This window comes from Larkinella rosea, from assembly GCF_003858635.1.
GTDB classification, from domain to species: Bacteria; Bacteroidota; Bacteroidia; order Cytophagales; family Spirosomataceae; genus Larkinella; species Larkinella rosea.
This window is the reverse complement of record NZ_RQJO01000011.1, coordinates 42,859-63,169: the sequence shown is the minus strand read 5'-3', so window position 1 is coordinate 63,169 and position 20,311 is coordinate 42,859. Positions and strand designations below refer to the sequence as shown.

General features: G+C 51.5%; 17 protein-coding genes. 5 read left to right on the top strand and 12 right to left on the bottom strand.

Going from position 1 to position 20,311, the window contains the following annotated elements; translation table 11 throughout:
- Window positions 1-172: 172 nt before the first annotated feature.
- Window positions 173-1,570 carry a sigma-54-dependent transcriptional regulator gene (locus EHT25_RS24395; protein ID WP_124877804.1) on the top strand — a complete coding sequence of 466 codons (1,398 nt, stop codon included), beginning with the start codon at window positions 173-175 and terminating at the stop codon, window positions 1,568-1,570.
- 322 nt (window positions 1,571-1,892) lie between these two features.
- On the opposite strand, the gene EHT25_RS24390 is transcribed toward EHT25_RS24395, so the two are convergent.
- A complete protein-coding gene (locus EHT25_RS24390) occupies window positions 1,893-2,117 on the bottom strand; it encodes a hypothetical protein (RefSeq protein WP_124877803.1) in 225 nt (74 codons plus the stop codon).
- A gap of 56 nt (window positions 2,118-2,173) precedes the next feature.
- Here EHT25_RS24390 and EHT25_RS24385 point away from each other — a divergent pair, with 56 nt between their 5' ends.
- Window positions 2,174-3,502 carry a sensor histidine kinase gene (locus tag EHT25_RS24385; RefSeq protein WP_124877802.1) on the top strand — a complete coding sequence of 443 codons (1,329 nt, stop codon included), beginning with the start codon at window positions 2,174-2,176 and terminating at the stop codon, window positions 3,500-3,502.
- Window positions 3,503-3,510: 8 nt separating this feature from the next.
- Here EHT25_RS24385 and EHT25_RS24380 read toward each other — a convergent pair whose 3' ends face one another.
- From EHT25_RS24380 to EHT25_RS24360, 6 genes are all read right to left on the bottom strand, one after another.
- Window positions 3,511-3,963, bottom strand: a complete 453-nt coding sequence (locus EHT25_RS24380) for a DinB family protein (RefSeq protein ID WP_124877801.1) — start codon at window positions 3,961-3,963, stop codon at window positions 3,511-3,513.
- A gap of 51 nt (window positions 3,964-4,014) precedes the next feature.
- Complete coding sequence (locus tag EHT25_RS24375) at window positions 4,015-7,011, bottom strand: serine hydrolase domain-containing protein (protein ID WP_124877800.1); 2,997 nt, start codon at window positions 7,009-7,011, stop codon at window positions 4,015-4,017.
- Between the two features lie 135 nt (window positions 7,012-7,146).
- Window positions 7,147-7,317 (bottom strand): hypothetical protein, encoded by a 171-nt coding sequence (locus EHT25_RS32775; RefSeq protein ID WP_170299262.1) that lies wholly within the window; start codon window positions 7,315-7,317, stop codon window positions 7,147-7,149.
- Window positions 7,318-7,335: 18 nt separating this feature from the next.
- Window positions 7,336-7,770, bottom strand: coding sequence for a PIN domain-containing protein (locus EHT25_RS24370; RefSeq protein WP_124877799.1), 435 nt, complete (start codon window positions 7,768-7,770; stop codon window positions 7,336-7,338).
- A 12-nt stretch (window positions 7,771-7,782) separates the two neighbouring features.
- Window positions 7,783-8,028, bottom strand: coding sequence for a hypothetical protein (locus tag EHT25_RS24365; RefSeq protein WP_124877798.1), 246 nt, complete (start codon window positions 8,026-8,028; stop codon window positions 7,783-7,785).
- Between the two features lie 48 nt (window positions 8,029-8,076).
- Complete coding sequence (locus tag EHT25_RS24360; RefSeq protein WP_124877797.1) at window positions 8,077-9,312, bottom strand: spore maturation protein; 1,236 nt, start codon at window positions 9,310-9,312, stop codon at window positions 8,077-8,079.
- Between the two features lie 159 nt (window positions 9,313-9,471).
- Between EHT25_RS24360 and EHT25_RS24355 the strand changes: the two genes are divergently transcribed.
- The gene (locus EHT25_RS24355; protein WP_229311786.1) at window positions 9,472-10,128 is read left to right on the top strand and encodes a M15 family metallopeptidase; all 657 of its coding nucleotides are present in this window, start codon (window positions 9,472-9,474) and stop codon (window positions 10,126-10,128) included.
- 3 nt (window positions 10,129-10,131) lie between these two features.
- On the opposite strand, the gene EHT25_RS24350 is transcribed toward EHT25_RS24355, so the two are convergent.
- The 3 genes from EHT25_RS24350 to EHT25_RS24340 all read right to left on the bottom strand — a co-directional run bounded on the left by EHT25_RS24350 (window position 10,132) and on the right by EHT25_RS24340 (window position 12,114).
- Window positions 10,132-10,662, bottom strand: coding sequence for a 3'-5' exonuclease (locus EHT25_RS24350; protein WP_124877796.1), 531 nt, complete (start codon window positions 10,660-10,662; stop codon window positions 10,132-10,134).
- 113 nt (window positions 10,663-10,775) lie between these two features.
- Window positions 10,776-11,357, bottom strand: a complete 582-nt coding sequence (locus EHT25_RS24345) for a porin family protein (RefSeq protein WP_124877795.1) — start codon at window positions 11,355-11,357, stop codon at window positions 10,776-10,778.
- Between the two features lie 199 nt (window positions 11,358-11,556).
- Complete coding sequence (locus EHT25_RS24340) at window positions 11,557-12,114, bottom strand: YqgE/AlgH family protein (RefSeq protein WP_124877794.1); 558 nt, start codon at window positions 12,112-12,114, stop codon at window positions 11,557-11,559.
- A gap of 207 nt (window positions 12,115-12,321) precedes the next feature.
- Here EHT25_RS24340 and EHT25_RS24335 point away from each other — a divergent pair, with 207 nt between their 5' ends.
- On the top strand, window positions 12,322-13,602 hold the full coding sequence (locus EHT25_RS24335) for a DUF5690 family protein (RefSeq protein ID WP_124877793.1): 1,281 nt from the start codon (window positions 12,322-12,324) through the stop codon (window positions 13,600-13,602).
- 103 nt (window positions 13,603-13,705) lie between these two features.
- Here EHT25_RS24335 and pyk read toward each other — a convergent pair whose 3' ends face one another.
- The gene (gene pyk / locus EHT25_RS24330) at window positions 13,706-15,145 is read right to left on the bottom strand and encodes a pyruvate kinase (protein ID WP_124877792.1); all 1,440 of its coding nucleotides are present in this window, start codon (window positions 15,143-15,145) and stop codon (window positions 13,706-13,708) included.
- A 144-nt stretch (window positions 15,146-15,289) separates the two neighbouring features.
- Window positions 15,290-16,822, bottom strand: a complete 1,533-nt coding sequence (gene treF, locus EHT25_RS24325; protein WP_124877791.1) for an alpha,alpha-trehalase TreF — start codon at window positions 16,820-16,822, stop codon at window positions 15,290-15,292.
- Window positions 16,823-16,965: 143 nt separating this feature from the next.
- Here treF and treS point away from each other — a divergent pair, with 143 nt between their 5' ends.
- Window positions 16,966-20,277, top strand: coding sequence for a maltose alpha-D-glucosyltransferase (gene treS / locus EHT25_RS24320; RefSeq protein ID WP_124877790.1), 3,312 nt, complete (start codon window positions 16,966-16,968; stop codon window positions 20,275-20,277).
- The last annotated feature ends 34 nt before the right edge of the window (window positions 20,278-20,311 follow it).

The window sequence follows — 20,311 nt, the reverse complement described above, 5'->3', positions numbered from 1 at the left end:
CGGACAAGTTTTGTCCGAAAGCGGACACGCGCAAAACTAGTGTATCTCCGGGTTTTATACCACCTGTAAAAGCCGCTTTGCAGCGAACCACCAGAGTCCCTATATTTAGGCGGTAAACGAGTATTCTGACTAATGAATCTGTGCTGTTGATAGCATTGTCTCAAAATCTTTTATGTCGAAACTTCTGATAATTGACGACGACGTCGATGTGTTGAGTGCCGCCAAATTGTTGCTCAAACGCCATTATCCCCAGGTTGATATTGAGAAAAATCCCGAACGGATTCCGTTTCTGATCACCAATGGAAATTACGACCTCGTGCTGCTTGATATGAATTTTCAGCGCGACAACAGCAGCGGTCGCGAAGGTTTCCTGTGGCTCGACCGCATTCTGGATATCAAACCCACCACGGCCGTGGTCTTGATTACGGCCTACGGCGACGTCGAAATGGCGGTTCGGGCTATCAAATCCGGCGCCCGCGATTTTGTCCTGAAACCCTGGGAAAACGACAAACTACTGGCGACGCTGCAAAGTGCGCTGGAAGGCAGCATTGGGCAAGGGGCCAAAGGCATCGGGAACGGGTCTTTCGGCAAAGAGTCGGACGGAGGGGCGCAACGCGCCAAAGCCAATGCCCAGAGTCCAAATTTCATTGCGGTTAGTCCCGCCATGCGCCAGGTGTTTGCTACGGTGGAGCGCGTGGCCGAAACCGACGCCAACGTCCTGATTTTAGGGGAAAACGGAACCGGAAAAGATGTGGTAGCCAGAGCCTTACACCAACGCTCGCTCCGGCGCGACAAACCGTTCGTGAGCGTCGATCTGGGTGCATTGAGCGATAGCCTGTTCGAAAGTGAATTGTTCGGTCACGTCAAAGGTGCGTTTACCGATGCCCGCGAAGACCGCACCGGACGGTTTGAAGAAGCACAGGGTGGCACGATTTTCCTGGATGAAATCGGCAATATTTCGCTGCCGCAACAAGCCAAACTGCTGACGGTTTTGCAACAGCGGGTAGTGACACGTCTCGGTACGAACAAACCAAAAAACATCGATGTCCGGCTGATCTGCGCGACCAATTCACCGATTTACCAGCACGTCAGCGAGCGGTCGTTCCGGCAGGATTTGCTGTACCGGATCAATACCATCGAAATTCACATTCCTCCGCTGCGCGAACGCCCCGAAGATATCATTCCGCTGGCCGAACATTTTCTGAAGCAATACCGCAAGCAATACAACCGGAAAGTCGCTTCCATCAGCCCGGCCTTAACGCGGCAATTGCAGCAATACCGCTGGCCCGGCAACATCCGGGAGTTGCAGCACGCCATCGAGCGGGCGGTTATTCTGGCGCAGGGTAACGTGCTGGAACCCGAAGATTTTTACTTCGGCACCAACGCCCCCGCAGCCATTCCCACGGATGCGAATTTGCCGTTCCAGGAGAATCTCCAGATCGAAGATATGGAGAAAAAGATGATTCAGCAGGCCATGCAGAAATACCACGGCAACATCACCGACATTTCCCGGGAGCTGGGACTGTCGCGGCAGGCGTTGTACCGGCGGCTGGAGAAATACGGTTTATAATTCCTCTTCGCCCAAATCAATGGAAGATGGATTGCGGCTGGAATGGTAGATCGTTAGAAACTTAACCTGAAGATCGGTGACTTTGTAGATGATGAGGTGGTTTTCTTGTAGATGGCCCGTCGATAGGAGTGCTCAGGCGTTGGCTTTCCATCATACTCGACCAACATATACGGATGAAGTGGAATGACGTCCGTTATGAAGTTGAACAAATCAGTGCTCAATTTCCGGCCCTGTTTTGGATTTATTTCGTTAAAGTATTCTTGAATGGCAGCTAATTGGGTAATGAAAAGGCTGGTGAGAACAATCTCGCGTCCTTCGACAATCATAGTCCAAGCATAGCTTTAGCTTCTTCCACCGAATAGGAACGGCTCAGTTCGCTTTCGTCAATAAGTCGGTTTAGTTCGCCAGTGGTCATTGGTTTACCAGGGCGAATGACATCTTTATGGAGATTGATCTCAATAATTCGTTTTTGGGCTAATGCATTTAAGATATTCATAACAAATTCTTCATCATCATCGGCCAGAATATTTACTTCTATTGTTCTCATTGTAGCGCAATTTTAGGTCAATTTATCACTTGACTTGTAGAATAACAACCTAAAAAATGAAACGATTCGCCACCGGGCTTTTTATACGGATTGCCATTATTCTGATTACCTGCCTCCTGATCGCTTACGTCTGGTGGAAGGTTCCGGCCAGTCGGTCGTTGCTGGTGGGCGTCGGTCTTATTTTACTGACGGTTCAAACCGCTAATCTGCACCGGTACATCACGAGCCTGAACCGTAAACTGACCCGATTTATGGAGTCGGTGCGGTATTCGGATTTCGCCGTTGCCTTCAAAGCTGATAACGAACTGGGGCCGAGTTTTAAGGAATTGAACCAACAATTCAACGAAGTGCTGGAAGCGTTCCGGCAGGCCCGGGCCGAGAAAGAAGCCAATCTGCACTACCTGAATACCATCGTTCAACAAATTAGCGTGGGGCTGATTTCGTTCGATATGGCCGGAAATGTTGAAATGAGTAATCAGGCGGCTTTGCGGTTGCTGGGCATTTACCGGCTTCGAAATCTCAGTGATTTACAGGCCGTTCACGCTGGCTTATATGATCTTTTAACAACGACGCCCAGCAGTACTCCCGCCGTTTACCAGGCCAATTCGGAACAGGAACTCTCGGTGCGATGTGCTACGGTGAGTCTGCGCGGGCGACCGGTGACGGTCGCATCGATTCAGAACATCCGGACGGAATTGCAGCAAAAAGAGCTGGAAGCCTGGCAGAACCTGACGAAAGTGCTGCGCCACGAAATCATGAATTCCGTGACGCCGATTGTCTCGCTGGTGGGTACGATGCAACAGATTGTCAACACCGAACTGGCGGGCGCGGAGGAAGAATCGGTCAACGATTTGCGGGAAGCCCTGACGACCATCGAGCACCGGGGGCGCGGCATTATGCGGTTTGTCGACGCGTACCGCAATTTCACGGCCATTCCGCAACCACGGCTGGCCGAAATCTCCGTCGAAAACCTGATCCGGAACGTATTGGCGCTGGTGCAAACCGAGTTGCAGCAACGACACATTATTTTGCAGGCTCCACCCGTTCCCTCCTATCTAATGATTTTTGCCGACGCCGGGCAAATTGAAATGGTGCTGATCAACCTGATCAAAAACGCGATGGAGATTCTGGAAGGAGAACGCAAACCCAAGCTCAAAATCGAAGTCAAATCGCAGGATAACCGCTTGATTATCTATGTCATCGACAATGGCCCGGGCATTGAACCCGAAGCCATCGAGAAGATTTTTATTCCGTTTTATACCACCAAAAAAACCGGTTCCGGTATCGGATTGAGTCTTTCGCGGCAAATCATGCAACTCCACAACGGTCAGTTGAAAGTAACGTCAACGCCAGGACAAGGCAGTACATTTTCGATGATTTTCTGAGTAATCCATCACGTTCTTGCCCAGAAAATATAATCCGTTTTCGGCGCTTCGGTTAGTTGCGGACGAATCAACTGAACGATCTGGCCCCGGTGGTAAGCCGCGTGGTGGCTCAGATGCAGCAAAATATCCGTCAGCGGGCTTTCAAAAGGTTCGCCTGTTGAGGTTTTGTAAGCAATCGTCTGGGTCAGCTTGTCCTCGGATTCGCCTTCCAGAAAGCTTTTTAACCGCTGAAAATTCCGGTCAGAAGTTTCGCCCATCCACGCAATCGGAATATCTTCCCAGATGGCCACATAACTGATTTCACCCGTCAGGCGAGACATCCAGACCTGTTGTGCCGACAGGACATGCCCCATCAGTTCAACGGCCCGGTGGGGCGGGCTGGCAACGCTGCCCAAAGCATCAATGATCGCCCGGTTGGCCCATTGCTCGTAGTCGACCAGGCGCAGCAGGTAATTTTTCATCAATCCAGCATTTAAAGATTCGATTGTCAGTTTACCAAAACCGCCCGGTTTTTACGGGGTAGCCAGAATGGTGGCCACATTCGAGGTCGGCCCCCGCAAAATACCTTCGTACAACGCGTCGGCGACATTGGTCCGGATGTTCAGCGTAATCAGCTTCGTATGGCTGCGGCTCGGGTAAACCCGGTTCGACATAAACACGTACGAGATGTTATACTGCGGATCGACCCAGATAAACGTTCCTGTAAAACCGGAGTGCCCGAAACTCTGCGGACTGGCATTTCTGGGTGCATTACCCGAATATTTGAAGGTTGGTTTATCAAAACCGATGCCGCGCCGGCTGCCTTTTTCGGGGAATTGATACCGCGTAAATTCCGTTATCGTCTGCGGACTAATAAACTGTTTTCCACCATAATAGCCTTTTTGCAAATACATTTGCGCCAGTTTCAGCAGGTCATTGGAAGTTCCGAACAAACCGGCATGACCCGAAAGACCACCGAGCATGGCAGCCCCTTCGTCGTGTACCCGGCCCCACACCAGCGTCTTCCGAAAAACCGAGTCGTACTCCGTCGGCACAATGCGCGGCAGGGGGTAAAACCGCATGGGATTGAACGTCAGCGTTGTGGCACCCAGCGGTTCGTAGATATTCTTCTTTAGGTAATCTTCGAAATTCTGGTCGGTCATTTTTTCCACGATTTGCGGGTACAGAATGAACGACAAATCGCTGTACACGTAATCCTTCTTGGTGCTCACCGGCGAATCCCGGATCGTTTCAAAAATGGTTTTCCTGTATTTTTTATGCATGAAAAGATGGTCCGTAATCTCCACTTTGTACGGGCCGTGTTTCTCTTCGCTGAACGTATGGTCTTTCCAGGTGCCATCCGGATTTTTGGTATCCAGCCAGAACGCAATCGACGCCTTCAAACCGGCCTGGTGGGTCAGCACATCGCGCCAGACCAGATCGGCCTTGTTGGAATTTTTGAACGAAGGCAGGTAATCGCCCATGGTTTTGTTCAAATCAAATTTGCCTTCGTCGACCAGCCGCATCAGCGCCGGGGTTGAGGTACTGACTTTCGTAACGGACGCCAGATCAAATAAATCGTCTTCCTTGGTCGGCGTCAGTCCTTCGTAGGTATGCGTTCCGTAGGCTTTCCGAAAAATCACCTTGCCGTCTTTCGCCATCTCGACCACGCCCCCCGGCGTTGCTTTCTGCTCCAGCGCCACCTGCATGAGCGAATCGACTTTGGCCGTCAGGAAGTACGAATCGACACCCACCTCTTCCGGAATCGTGTATTTCAGACGGCTGATCGAAGACGTGGCAATTCCGTCGTTCAGTTTAAATTGCTCGTTCACCGTCACCGGCAGTTTCCCCTTCGCCGGAATAGCGCCAAAAATAAGCTGGGCGGCCAGTTCTTCCGTAAACGAGGTCAACTGATACGCCATGATCAGGCCCCGCGCTTTATCCAGCCCTTCGAGTTTGTTCAGGGCGTACGGATTACCAAAAACCGACACCACGGCTTTCCCGGTTTCGCACAGTTCTTTCAGCAAAGCGACGGTTTTGGGCGTAACGCCGTATTGCACCGCCGGACGAATGTTGCTCAGATGCACCCCGACCAGCAGCACATCGTAGCCTTCCAGTTCTTTCCGAATCCGCTCAATCGTCGTATCTGCCGTGCTGGCCGCGATATTGAACGACTTCACCGCCGTGTAATTGGCGAGCATTTTCTGAAACGACGTTTCCTGAGCCGCATCCAGCGAAACCGACGCAATTCGCTTGGTCCCCAGATTCAGCAACGGAATCAGCGGTTCGCCCGACGGTTCCCTGTCATTTTTCAAAACGGTCAGGGCTTCTTCCGTCAGCAAACGATTGATCAGATTCGATTCCGGTTCATTCAGATCCCGAACGAGGTTCATCAGATCGACCGGTTTGTAGCGATCCAACCCCGACCAGGCTTTGGCCGCCAGCACTTTTCGGCAACGGGCGTCGATGTCGGCCTGCGAAAGTCGTCCGTCGGCGATCGCCTGTTTCACTTCGGCGATGGCCCGCGGAATGTCAAGCGTGTATTCCAGCACATCCATCCCTGCTTCAAGCCCCATCCGATCGGCAATTCCGGACGGGAAATACTTCATGACGCCTTTCATGTTCATGGCGTCGGAATAAATCAGCCCCCCAAAACCCAGTTCATTTTTCAACAAATCAGTGACTACTTTGCGCGAAAGCGTGCTCGGCAGGTTGGGTGTCGAATCCAGTGCCGGAATGTTCAGGTGGGCAATCATCACGCCCGCAGCGCCCGCGTCGATCAGTTTCCGGAACGGATACAGTTCCAGTTGATCCAGTTGTTCGCGGTTTTTCGAAATCAGCGGTAAGTCATAGTGCGAATCCGTTCCGGTGTCTCCGTGGCCGGGAAAGTGTTTCAGCGAGGTCAGTAATCCGTTATCCTGCATGCCTTTCATGTACGCCAGCGCCTTGCGGGCCACGGCTTCCTTGTCTTCGCCAAACGAACGAAAGTTGATAACCGGGTTGTTCGGATTGTTGTTGACGTCGGCCACCGGGGCAAAATTGACGTGAATCCCCAGCCGACGGCTCTGGCGGGCCACGGCCGCGCCCATTTTATAAATCAGGTCGTCGCGCCCCTGAATGGCACCCATCGTCATCTGGTACGGAAACCGCACCGTGCTGTCGAGCCGCATGCCCAATCCCCACTCGCCGTCGAGCGCTACGAGCATCGGCACTTTGGCGACGGTTTGCAGCCGGTTGATCAGTCGGGCCTGCCGGATCGGTCCTCCCTGAAAGAAGACGATGCCCCCAATCTGGTAGGTTCGCACCAGCGTCATCAGCGAATCTTCGTAGGATTGGGTCCGGTTCGAAAAACCGGCCACCATAATGAGCTGCGAAATCCGCTGGTCGGGCGTCATGGCATTAAAAACCGAATCGACCCAGCGCGGATTGGCTTTCAGAAACGAGGGAACGGTCTGGGAATGAACCGTTTGAGCGAAAAATAAAACAGACAGAGTGCAAGCCAGCAATCGCTGACGGACAGACAACGGCATAATCAACAGATTCGTTAGTTACACAAAGTAACAAAAAGAGGGGCTAATCTGCTCAAAAACCGAATTCAAATCCATTATAAGGATTGGTCATACCGCCAGATTGGGCAAATCAGCGGTTAAAACGCTCCTTCGTCGCTACTTCTTCCGGTTTTTAGCCGCCTGCGCTTTCTCCCGCTGTTCTTTTTCGTACGCTTCGCGGTGGCGTTTTTCGGCCGACAGGTTGCGGTAAAGACCGTTCAGGACGTAAATATCGTCCACCTCGTCGATTAGCCGGTGCAGGTGTTCACGGATTTGGTCGATGTTCATAAGTAATTACGAATCAGTCTATTGACTGAATAATTCATCCAATAAAATAACATTTGTGTACCCTCTGGCGCGAAGCCCATCGACCAAAAGTTTATCTCGGGTAAGCAGAGGAACGTCGTACTGCAATGCCAAAGCCAGATAAGAAGTATCGTCTGGATCTATATCGCGGCACAGGAGGAAAGCCTGAAAGTAATACTGAGTCGATATAAGAAAGTTGGGAATAATAGTAATATCTTTAAATATTCGAGCGGCAAATTCATGAAAACGATCTGCAGGAAGCCGCGTCTTCTTCAATATAACGTCTTGATGCTCACGTAATTCATCAACTACGAAATCCGGTGTTGCTATGTTGTAATTAACAAATAGATTTAAATAGTCTTTTCGCCCACTAATCAAACAGCTAAAAAGCACATTAGCGTCAATCACAAAATCATAGGCGGGCTGTTGAACCATCAATCTTTTTTGTTACTCAAAGGCTTCGGGAGGAAGTTTATCTTTAATTGTATACTTATACTTTTCCCAGGCTCGTTTTTTAGCTTCTTTAGCCATTTCATCATAATCAATACCCGCTTCCTGTAGCGCTGTGCTGATTTCCTTCGCCCGTGCACTTAAATCTTCCCACGCCAGCAATTTTTCAAGACGTTCCGCTAATGCCTGTGCGCCATAGCGAGCAACCATCTCGTCGCTGACTTGAATTTGTATTGTTTGCATAACAGAACAACGTTTTTCCAAAGATAACAAATTCCCTGCGGCTTTTGCTCAGTGAAAAAAGAAGTACCCCAGCGCAATGCCGGCGACGACACCCGCCAGATCGGCGATCAGACCCGCCACGATGGCGTACCGGGTTTTCTTGATACCTACGGAGCCGAAATAGAGCGCAACGATGTAAAACGTGGTGTCGGCGGCCCCCTGAAAAATACAGGACAAGCGGCCCACGAACGAATCCGGCCCGAATTCCTTCATCGCGTCGATCATCAACGCCCGCGACGCGCTCCCGCTCAAGGGCCGCATCAGCGCAACCGGGAGCGCATCCGTAAAATCGGTGTTGATACCCACCAGGCCGATCACGTATTTCATGCCGTCGACAATGTAGGCCATCGCCCCGGAATTTCGCAGGGCACTGATGGCCACCAGCATCCCGACCAGATACGGAATAATGCGGACCGAGGTTTCAAAACCGCCTTTGGCCCCTTCGATAAATGCATCGAAAATATCGACTTTCTTCCGCATGGCGCCCAACAGAAAGGCAATGATGATCACAAACAAGGTCACGTTGCCGACCACCTTGGACACCCGCTCGATTTCTTCTTTCGGCAGCGACGACAAATACCATAACGCCAGCGCCAGAAAAGCCGTAATACCGCCCAACCAGCCCATCACCAGCCCATTAAACAGATTGATCCGTTGCCGGAGCGCTACAATAAACATGCTAAAAACCGTCGCGACATACGTTCCGACGAGGCAGGGGATAAAAATATCGGAGGGGTCCTGCGCACCCAGAATGGCGCGCTGGGCCATAATTCCCAAGGGAATGATCGTCAGGCCGGAGGTGTGCAGGACCAGAAACATGATCTGGGCGTTGGAAGCCGTATCTTTCAGCGGATTCAGTTCCTGCAAACTCTGCATGGCTTTCAGACCAAAAGGCGTGGCCGCGTTGTCCAGACCGAGCATGTTCGCCGAAAAATTCATGATCATCTGTCCGTTGGCGGGGTGGTTTTTCGGGACTTCCGGGAAGAGTTTATTGAAAAACGGCCCAATGATCCGGGCCAGAAAATTGATCGCACCGGCTTTTTCGCCGATGTTCAGCAAGCCCAGAAAAAACGTCATCACGCCCGCCAGCGGCAGGGCAATATCCATAACGGCGACTTTGGAGGAATCGAACAAGCCTTCGACGATGGTCTTGAAGATTTCGGTATCGCCCAGAAAAATCAGTTTAAAGAGCGCAATTAGAAAGGCAATCAGAAAAAAAGCTACCCAAATGTAGTTAAGGGCCATAGTAAGGGGACACGTTTAGATAGCAAAATAGGTGGTTTTTCGTTATTTCGCAACGCACTAACCCTGATCAACCCTGATGCACTCTGATTAACTCTGTGTAATACCCGTTTCTCAGGGCTAATCGGAGAACATCAGGGTTAATCAGAGATTTATTCTATTATGAAGTATTTATTGCTTTTGCTGCCCAATATTCTCTTTGCGCAGGGGAAACTCGAACAAGCCATGATCCGGCAGGGCCTGGTGGATATTCAGACGGTTGACCGCACCATTCTGGTGGAGTTGAAGTATTCGACGACCGATAACTTTGTCGGCAAAGACGTCTATGACGATCTGACACGGGCGTACCTGCAACCGATGTCGGCTAAAAAACTGGCGAAAGCAAGCGGTTTTCTCCAGCAGAAAAATCCGGAATTCCGCCTGCTGGTCTACGACGCCACCCGCCCCCGTTCGGCACAGTGGGATTTGTGGAAAACCCTGAGTCATCTGCCGGTCAATGAGCGCGGGAAGTATGTGTCCAACCCGCGCAACGGTTCGGTGCATAACTACGGTTGCGCCGTCGATCTGACGATTGCTACGAAAGACGGAAAACCGCTCGACATGGGCACGAAATTCGATTACTTCGGCGAGCTGGCCTATCCCGAAAAAGAAAACCAATGGCTGAAACAGGGGAAGCTGACCAGAAAACAGGTCGAAAACCGGCGGCTCCTGCGCTCGGTTATGCAGAAAGCCGGTTTTTCGTCGCTCAAAACCGAGTGGTGGCACTTCAACGCGCTGTCGCGGGCCGAGGCCAAAAAGATGTACAAAATTGTGGAATGAACCCTAAATGCTCACCCGCCGGGACTTGATCAGTCCGTGCCGGTCGTTCGTCAGCAGCAGTTCAAAAAGTTTGACGGTAGCGGCCGCGTCGCCATCGGCGCGGTGGCGGTTTTTGACCGGGATTTCGAGGGAGCGACACAACTTGCCGAGGCTATACGAGGGCAGGCCCGGAAAAATCCGGCGGCTAAGCTGCACCGTGCAGAGCCGGTGACGCTCAAACGGCAGGCCAATCCAGGAAAACTCTTTCTTCAGAAAACCGTAGTCGAAGGGCGCATTGTGGGCGACAAAAACCGCCCCTTCCGTGACGCGGGCAATTTCGTGGGCAACGTCCTCAAAATCCGGGGCCGATTGCACCATCTCGTCCGAAATACCGGTCATGCGGGCAATAAACGGCGGAATGGGGCAATGGGGATTGAGCAACGAGTGAAAACGATCGACCACCTCAACGCCGTCGAATCGAAAAATAGCCACCTCTGTCAGACGGGTTTGTCCACCGATTCCCCCCGTCGTTTCTACGTCAACAATTGAAAACATCGTTCTGCAAGATACGTTTTTTTCCAGTTCAGTACGGTTTTCTGGATTGGAAGTGCAGAAAAATGGCAACGACAAAACCGGGTGGCCGATAACAACCGAATCCGTTCAACCCGTTACTTCTTTTTGTAAAAGTTATATACGATCGATACCTGGTACGTGCGGTTATAGTATTTTACAATGGAATTATCGGAGATGTTGTTCAAACCGTAAATATAACGCAGGTTCAGGCTGAATTTCTCGGCCATATCCAGAAAGTCGTAGTGAATGCCAATGGCAATTCCGGTGTCCGAGCGTTGCCCCGGCCCGTTCGTTTTGGGCGTATTGAGGGCGTAGCTGAACTCAGGGCCGGCCTGAATCGCGATGCCTTCGGTCGGAATCCAGCCCAGCATCAGCGGAACTGTCAGGTAATTGTAGTTATTGCGAATGATCTGCGAATTGACACCCAGGCGTTTGAACGTTCCGCCTTTTAATGAGTACAACAGTTCCGGCTGCACAACGAAACTCTTGTAGCGCAGGCGATAAATGCCGCCCAGATGGAATGATGTGTGAAAACGCGAAATATACGGGGTAATTCCTTCCTGGGCGGTGGTCGACGAATTGGCTCCGACTTTAAGACCAAAGACCCCCTGAAACTGAGCAAACGAAGAAAACGAAGCGAACGATAACGCGAATAGTATTAGTAGTCGGACTTTCATTTATGCGGTTTTTGGGAAATAAACGGATCGGTCCATCCTCCTGACGACGAACCGGCAGACAAATAACGGGAGAAATTCAGTTATCTTACGGCAAGAGTCCGAAGTTTCGGGGCATTTTCACAAAAATTAAGAGAATGACCATTGACGAATGACCATTGACCATCGTCAATTGTCGATCGTCGATCGTTGATTTCCCGTTTCAATTCAGGCGCGGGTCGACCGGATAATGCGAAAGTACCCGGTATTGGCCGCCCATCTGGCGCAGAATGCCCCGCCAGAACTGATCGGAGGGCGTATCAAAAATGAAGTTTGAATCGGCCTGGGTCACAATCCAGGCGTTTTGGGCCATTTCGTCGGCCAGTTGCCCGCCCGACCAGCCGGAATAGCCGACAAAAAACCGCACGTCGGTTTCTTTCACTGCCCCGGCATTAATGAGTTGCCGCAACCGGTCGAAATTACCGCTCCAGTAAAGTCCGTTCGGCAAGGCAATGGATTCTTCCAGCGCATGACCCAGCCGGTGAATGTAATGCAGCGTATTTTGCTGAACGGGCCCGCCCACGTACAGCGAATAGTCGTGGTACATCTCATCCGTCAGCACGTCGTTCAGTTTGACCTGCGCAATCTGGTTCAGGACGAGGCCAAAGGTACCGTCGTCGTTATGGTCGCACACCAGCACGACACTTCGTTCAAAATTCGGATCGCCCAGAAACGGTTCGGCGATCAGCAGGCAGCCATTGGAAATCTTTTGCGAGTTCATATCGGTTGTATTCAGGTTATAGCAAAGGTGAATATAAAAATATATACGAAAGACTCCCTCACTTCGGTATACGGTGTTCGCTATTTCCATAACACAATCTTAATACCAGAAATCAGTCTTTGACGGGAACCCTCCCGAAATTTGATTTTTTGGCCCAATCCGGCATCCGAATCGTAAATTGATTAAATTGTCCTCAAACCCACGCGAATGTCCAGCCAAACTAGTTTACGCAATCCGTTCGTTTTTGTCATTTTTGGGGCGGTTGCAGCTTTTTGCACGTATGCCTGCATGTATGCGTTCCGGAAAGGAATTACGGCGGTTATTTTCGACGGGATGAGTTACGCCGGAATCAACTACAAAATCTGGCTCATTACGGCGCAGGTGCTCGGCTATGCGGTTTCCAAGCGGATTGGGGTGAAAGTGGTTTCGGAAATGAAACCGGCCCAACGGGCCCTGAACGTTTTGCTTTTCATCGGTCTGGCCGAACTGGCCCTGCTGGGTTTCGCGCTCACGCCCCCGCCCTACAACATCGTTTTTCTGTTCCTGAACGGCCTGCCGCTGGGCATGGTCTACGGCATTATGCTCGGTTTTCTGGAAGGTCGGCGCCAAACCGATGCGCTCGTTGCGGGGCTGACGGCGTCGTTCATTTTCGCGTCGGGATTTGTCAAAACCGTTGCCCTGACCATCCGCAACGCCTGGGGCATCTCGGAATTCTGGCTGCCGTTTGTCACGGGTTTGCTGTTCGTCGTTCCGCTGTTGATCTCGGTCTGGATGATGACGCTGCTGCCTCCGCCCTCGCCCGAAGACCAAGCCCTCCGAACCGAGCGTCGGCCCATGAACCAGTCCGAACGCCGTCAGTTTTTGCAAACCTTTTCCGTCGGCCTGACGACGCTCATCATTTCCTATGTGCTGCTCTCGGCCTTCCGTGATTTCCGCGACAATTTTGCGCCCGAAATTCTGTCGGCGGTCGGTATCACCAACCCGGCGGTTTTTACAAAAACAGAAACCACCGTCGCCGTCGGGATTCTGGTGGTGATGGGGACGTTGCAACTGGTAAAAGACAACTTTCTGGCTTTCCGGCTGATCAACATCGTGATGCTGCTGTCTACCGCGCTGATTGGGGTGAGCACCTGGTTTTTTCAGCAGGGAATGCTGTCGCCGGGCACCTGGTTTACGCTCGTCGGCCTGGGCTTATACGGGGCGTATGTACCTTGTAACGGGTTGTATTTCGAGCGATTGGTGGCGTCGTTTCGGTACGTCAGCACGGTTGGATTCATCGTCACGCTGGCGGATTATTACGGTTACATGGGCAGCGTGGCGGTTACGCTCTACAAAAACTTCGGCCAGCCCCACATCAGCTTCCTCGATTTCTTCGTGTATTCAGCGTATGTTATTTCTGTTGTCTACGGTGTACTGATCGTCGTTTCGTTCGGTTATTTTCAGCGGAAGTATAATGATGGAGTTGTTTCGCGGAGTTTAGCAGAGTAAAAGGGAGCTTAGCGGAGTAAAAAAAAGAGTTAAACAGAAACTCTGCTTAACTCTTTTTTTTACTCCGCTCAACTGCCGGGCGGCCCCGTCTGCGAAACAAAATCTACTCTACCACGCTCAACTTCACTGTATTCGTTTTCAGGTTTTCCATCAACGGCATGCTGAGCGTGTTGATGAAAATATCGCCCGACGCCAGCACACCGCGTTTCACCAGCAGATCCTTGATTTCAGAAACCGTTTCATCCACCGTATTCGACGGTTTTGGTTCGTAGGGAATCACCTGAACACCCCAATACAAAGCCAGCGTGTTCATCATCTTCTTATTCGACGAAAATACGAACAACCCTGCTTTGGGACGGTGATGCGACAACCGGAAAGCCGTATAACCGGAAGTAGTAATACCAATGATTGCCTTCGCTCTCGTATCACGCGCCAACCGGCACGCACTCATTACCACATTGTCGTTCAGGACGTTTTTGCCCGGTTGTTCATTGACAAAGGCGTGGTAGCGGTAGTAGATTTTATCGCTCAGTTCTTCAACTTTCAGGATGGTATTTGACATGTTCTCGACCGCCAGAATCGGGTATTTACCCGAGGCTGTTTCGGCGCTCAGCATCACGGCATCGGCACCGTCGAGGACGGAGTTGGCAATGTCGTTGACCTCGGCGCGGGTAGGGCGGGGCGAGTCGATCATGCTTTCGAGCATCTGCGTTGCCACAATAACCGGTTTGGCCGCCTTGTTCGATTTCTCGACAATCATTTTCTGAATCATCGGCACCTCTTCGGCGGGCAATTCAACGCCCAGGTCCCCACGGGCAACCATCACACCATCGGTCGCGGCAACGATTTCGTCGATGTTTAGAATGGCTTCCGGTTTTTCAAGTTTCGCGATAACGCGGCACGATTTGCCCCGCGCCCGGATGTATTCTTTGATCTCCAGAATCTCGGATGCCTGCCGAACGAACGACAACGCGATCCAGTCGACTTCGTGTTCCAGACCAAAATCCAGGTCTTCGAAATCTTTTTCGGTTACGGAAGGCATCGAAACCTTCGTATTCGGCAGGTTTACGCCCTTTTTCGATTTCAGCGGACCACCATACACCACTTCCGTAATAACGTCGGTGCCGTCCGTACCGATCACTTTTACTTCCAGTTTGCCATCATCCAGCAGGATGCGCTCGCCGTTCCGAACATCGCGGTACATGCCTTTGTAGGGCGTACTGACGCGTTCGGCTGTTCCAATGACCTCCTCATTGGTAAATACCAGCTTATTACCGGGGTAAATCATGACGCCATTTTCGTCTTCAACTTTACCGATCCGGATCTTAGGGCCTTGCAAATCCTGCAAAATGGCGAGGTTCAGACCGTATTCTTCGTTGATTTCCCGAATGTTTCGAATGCGCGCCAGGTGATCTTCGTGGGAACCGTGGGAAAAATTCAACCGGAAAACATTCACACCGGCGCGGGCCAAAGCCAGCAGTTTTTCTTTGGTGTCGGACGCCGGGCCGACCGTGGCAACAATCTTGGTTTTTTTCAATGACATAGAATTTGACAGAAGTCAGTAGACCATACAAGTGCAAAATAAGCAACCCTTTCCGACAATCCAGCAAATTTTCTGTAAAGGTTGTGTAATGCCTGCCAAAAAAGTCAACCATGTCGGGAAATAAACCGAATAGACGTCTGTTTTTCAACCGGTTTTTTCGCGCATCAATTGCAGATAAACGCCGTTGGTCCAGCCAAAACCGTCCTGGTTGGGGTAGTTTCCTCCGCCCGTCGTCAGGGTGTCGTCTTCTACATTGTATTTCTCCATCAGCTTGCCGGTTCCCCAAAAAACGCGGTCGTTGAGCGCCAGCCAGCGATCCCGGCCTTCGATAGCGGTTTCCGAAAAACCGTAGTTCATCAATCCTTTGTAGACAATCCACTGCAGGGGTGCCCAGCCGTTGGGCGCATCCCACTGCTGCCCGGATCGGACCAGCGTGGTTACCCAGCCGCCCGGTTTCAGAAAGTTTTCGCGCAACCGGTCGTGAACACACGTTGACTGTTCGGGCGTTGCCAGGCCAAAAAACAGCGGAAAAGCGGCTGCCAGTGTCAACGAGGTGGTTGGGCGGTTCGTTGCCAGATCGTAATCCAGGTAAAAGCCCCGGTGTTCGTTCCAGAAAATCCGTTCGATGGCGGTTTTGCGGTTTTCCGAAAGTTGTTCAAACCGCCCGGATTCGGCCAGATCACCTTTTTGCCGGTATGCATCGCCTATCATTCGTTCGAGCGAATACAACAGACAGTTCAGATCGACTGGTAAAATCAGAGCTGCACTCGTGGTGGCCAGCGATTGGCCGTCGCTGAACCACCGGCTGCTGAAATCCCAGCCCGATTCGCAGGCCGCCCGCATGTGTCCGTAAAGCGTCTTGGACTCTATTCCGAGCGCGTTGGCCACTTCGGTCAGCTCAATTTCCTTAAGATAGGCTTCCGGGCGCGGCCGGGGAGTAGCGTCAAAATACCGGTTCAGGACCAAACCGTCTGCCAGTCGGACCACGCGCTGGTTCATCGGATGTTCGTCGGATACGTGTTCGAGTCCGGCCATCCAGAAAGCATATTCCTGCTCCAAATGCGGTAAATACTTCATCAGAACGCCAGGCCCATCCAGTTCGGCCAGCAACTGCACCATCAGCGCAAAAAACGGCGGTTGCGATCGGCTGAGGAAATACGTGCGGTTTCCGTTCGGAATAAAACCGTAGGTATCAATCAGGTACGCAAAATTATCGACCATATTCCGAATCAGGTTGATCCGACCCGCCTGTTTCAGTCCCAGTAGGGTGAAGTAACTATCCCAGTAAAAAATCTCGCGAAACCGTCCACCCGGCACCACGTACGGGTACGGCAGCGGCAGCCGCGAACTGCCTTCGACCGGCAAATCGGGCGAGCGCGTCAGCACGTCCCAAAGCTGGTTGATGTGGACAGTCGTTGGAACGGTCGCATCGCTGGAATAACCGGATGCGGGTGATTCGGGCGAAGTAAAATGCTGATTGACAAAGGCTTTCAGGTAAAAATTCGGCTTGTTTCTCTGCGACTCATACAAGGCCAGAATGGCTTCCGGTGCCATCAGCGGAACGCAATCGACGAATGTTTTGGAATCCGGGAAAATACGGCTCAACTGCACGTCAAGGAAAAAATCGCCGAATAAGTCATCCGGGGCCAGGGCGGTTTGATACGGTTTCAAGGGCATTTTATGGCAATTTTATTTGATTCATTCCACACGTAGAGACGCGATTAATCGCGTCTCTACCGCATTTTCCCAAACATCTCGCTCCTGTATAGGTTAGAATTAATACCTAAAGGACCTGATCCGTGAATCTTGACGAGAAAACTATGGTGACGAAAAAAAAAGTTCTGGACGATAAACTCCATTGGTACAAAGATGCGGTCATTTATGAGTTACATATTAAAGCATTCCGCGACAGTAGCAACGACGGCATAGGCGACTTCCAGGGATTACTCGAAAAACTGGATTATTTGCAGGATTTGGGCGTTACCGCCATTTGGGTCCTGCCCTTTTATCCGTCTCCCCTGCGCGACGACGGCTACGACATCGCCGATTATTACAGCATCAATCCATCCTACGGTAACATCGAACAGTTCCAGGAATTTCTCCAGGAAGCCCACAACCGCAACCTGAAAGTCATTACCGAACTGGTCATCAATCATACCTCCGATCAGCATCCGTGGTTTCAGCGGGCCCGCAAAGCGCCGAAAGGATCGCCGGAACGCAATTATTACGTCTGGACCGACGACCCCAACCAGTATAAGGATGTCCGGATTATTTTTCAGGATTACGAAGCCTCCAACTGGACCTGGGACCCCGTAGCGCAACAATACTACTGGCACCGGTTTTTTCACCACCAGCCCGATCTGAACTACGACAACCCGCTGGTGCAGGAAGAAGTTTTCAAAATTCTCGATTACTGGTGCGCAATGGGCGTCGACGGTTTTCGGCTCGATGCCATTCCCTACCTCTTTGAACGGGAAGGCACGAACGGCGAGAACCTGCCGGAAACCCACGCGTTTCTGAAAAAACTGCGGGCGCACGTTGATCAGACCTATCCCGAAACCGTGCTGCTGGCCGAAGCAAATATGTGGCCCGAAGACTCGGCGTCGTACTTCGGCGACGGCGACGAATGCCACATGAACTACCACTTTCCGGTGATGCCGCGCATGTTCATGGCCGTTCAGATGGAAGACCGCTACCCAATCACCGACATTTTCGACCAGACACCCGAGATTCCGGAAACCTGCCAGTGGGCGATTTTTCTCCGCAATCACGACGAGCTGACGCTCGAAATGGTGACCGACGACGAGCGGGATTACATGTATAAAATGTACGCCAAAAATCCGAAAGCGCGCATTAATCTCGGCATTCGGCACCGGCTGGCTCCGCTCATGGACAACGACCGGCGCAAAATTGAGTTGCTGAACAGTCTGCTGTTTTCACTGGCTGGCACACCGGTTTTGTATTACGGCGACGAAATCGGGATGGGCGATAACGTCTACCTGGGCGACCGCGACGGCGTTCGGACTCCGATGCAATGGTCGCCCGACCGGAATGCCGGCTTTTCGATTACGAATCCGCAGAAACTGTATTTGCCGGTCATTCTCGATCCGGCCTACCATTATGAAGCCGTCAATGTGGAAACGCAGTGGCAAAATACATCTTCATTGCTGTGGTTTACGAAACGGATGATCAACATGCGGAAACGCTACAAAGCGTTTGGACGGGGTAATCTGACGTTTTTGAACGTCGAAAATCCAAAGGTTCTGGCGTATACACGGAGTTACGAAGACGAAACGCTGCTGATTGTGGTCAATCTGTCCAAGCATTCGCAACCGGCAGAAGTTGATTTAAATGCTTACGCGGGCTTCCGACCCGTAGAGGTGTTCAGCAAAAACCGGTTTCCGGTCATTCATGAAAACGAGACCTATCCGTTTACGCTGGCACCTTATGACTATCAGTGGTTTGTGCTGCAAAAAGCACATCCGGACACCGATTTGGAAAGTACGATTCCGTCGCTGACGCTGGCCAAATGGGAAGATCTGACATCGATCAAAGGCCGAACGGCACTCGAAAACGACGTTCTTCCGGGCTATCTGGCGAAAGCTTCCTGGTTTATCGGTAAGGGTCGGGAAATTGACACTTTCACGATTGCCGATCAGTCGGTTATTGCGCTGGATGATAAAACCGGTACGTTGCTGTTGGTTGAGGTTTCGTACGAACAAGGGCTGGCGGAATTGTACCAGGTTCCGGTGACGTTTGTGCAGGGCGACCGAGCCAGCCAGCTTACCAAGAGTTGTCCTCAGGCCGTTTTGGCAAAATTAAAACTTGGCGACGAAGACGGCCTGCTCTGCGATGCATTTTTTACCGCCAGCCTCCAGCAAATGCTCTTTGCAAAGCTCGCAGCAAGCCAAACGGTTTCGGCCAAAAAGGGCAGGCTGGTTTTTATGGGGAACGACGCCCTGAAAAAATACGAACCGGTTTCCGACGGACCCAAATCCAAAATACACACCTCCGACCGGGATTACACGGCCATCACCTACGACAACCGGTTTTTCCTGAAGATGTACCGGAAAGTAGACTGGAACATCAATCCGGATGTGGAAATAACCCGGTTTTTGAGCGAAGAAGCCGGTTTTGAGAACGTTCCACCATTCATTGGTACCATCGAATGGCAGTCTGAAAAAGGCACGATTGCGCTGGGAATGATGGAAGAAATGGTGGAAAACCACGGCGACGGCCACAGCTTCATGCTGGAACGAATTCAGAATTACATCGAACGGATTCTGGCACGGAGCAAGGAAACGCTGGCGGCCATCAGTCGGCAGGGCAGTTGGATCGAACCGCTCGGTTTTGACGATCTGACCACCGAAAGCCGGGAATTGCTCGGCAGTTCGGCCTCGGAACAGGCTCGCTTACTAGGCATCCGAACCGCTCAGATGCACCTCGCGCTGGCGTCGAAGACGAACGCCGATTTTACGCCTGAAGCGTTTTCGCTGCACTACCAGCGGTCGCTGTTTTCCGGCATGCAAACGCTCGTTCGGGAAAGCTACCAGAGTCAGAACAAAAATCTAAAAGATTTGCCGGACGGCAGCAAGCAGGAAATTGAAGCTATTCTGGGGAAAAAACAGGCGGTTTTGGCGGCCATGAAGCGGATTTATGACCATAAATTTGACGCGTTGAAAATCCGTATTCACGGCAATTACCATTTGGGCCAGGTGCTGTTGACGGGCAAAGACCTCGCCATTCAGGACTTTGGCGGTAATCCGCTTCGAAGTTTCAGTACCCGGCGCATCAAACGGTCGCCGTTGCGGGATGTGGCCGCCATGATCCGGTCGTTTTACTACGTGGCCTACAAAGGATTCCGGTCGACCAGCCAGGTACCGAACGCCGGCATTGAAAGTCTCCTGCCGCATGCCGATTGGTGGGCGTTTCAACTCAGCCAAATCTTTGTAAAAGCGTATTTCGATACGGTTCAGGAAGGCGGTTTTTTCCCGGAAAACAAAGACGATCTACAGGTGATGCTGGAAGCTTATTTGCTGGAACGGGCTATTTTTGATCTGAATTATGAGTTACAAAATCGCCCCGATCGCGTACTGGCGCCCGTACGGATCATAAAAACCATTATCGACTAAAGGCTTGTTGTACGGTATCCGGTTATAGCATTCA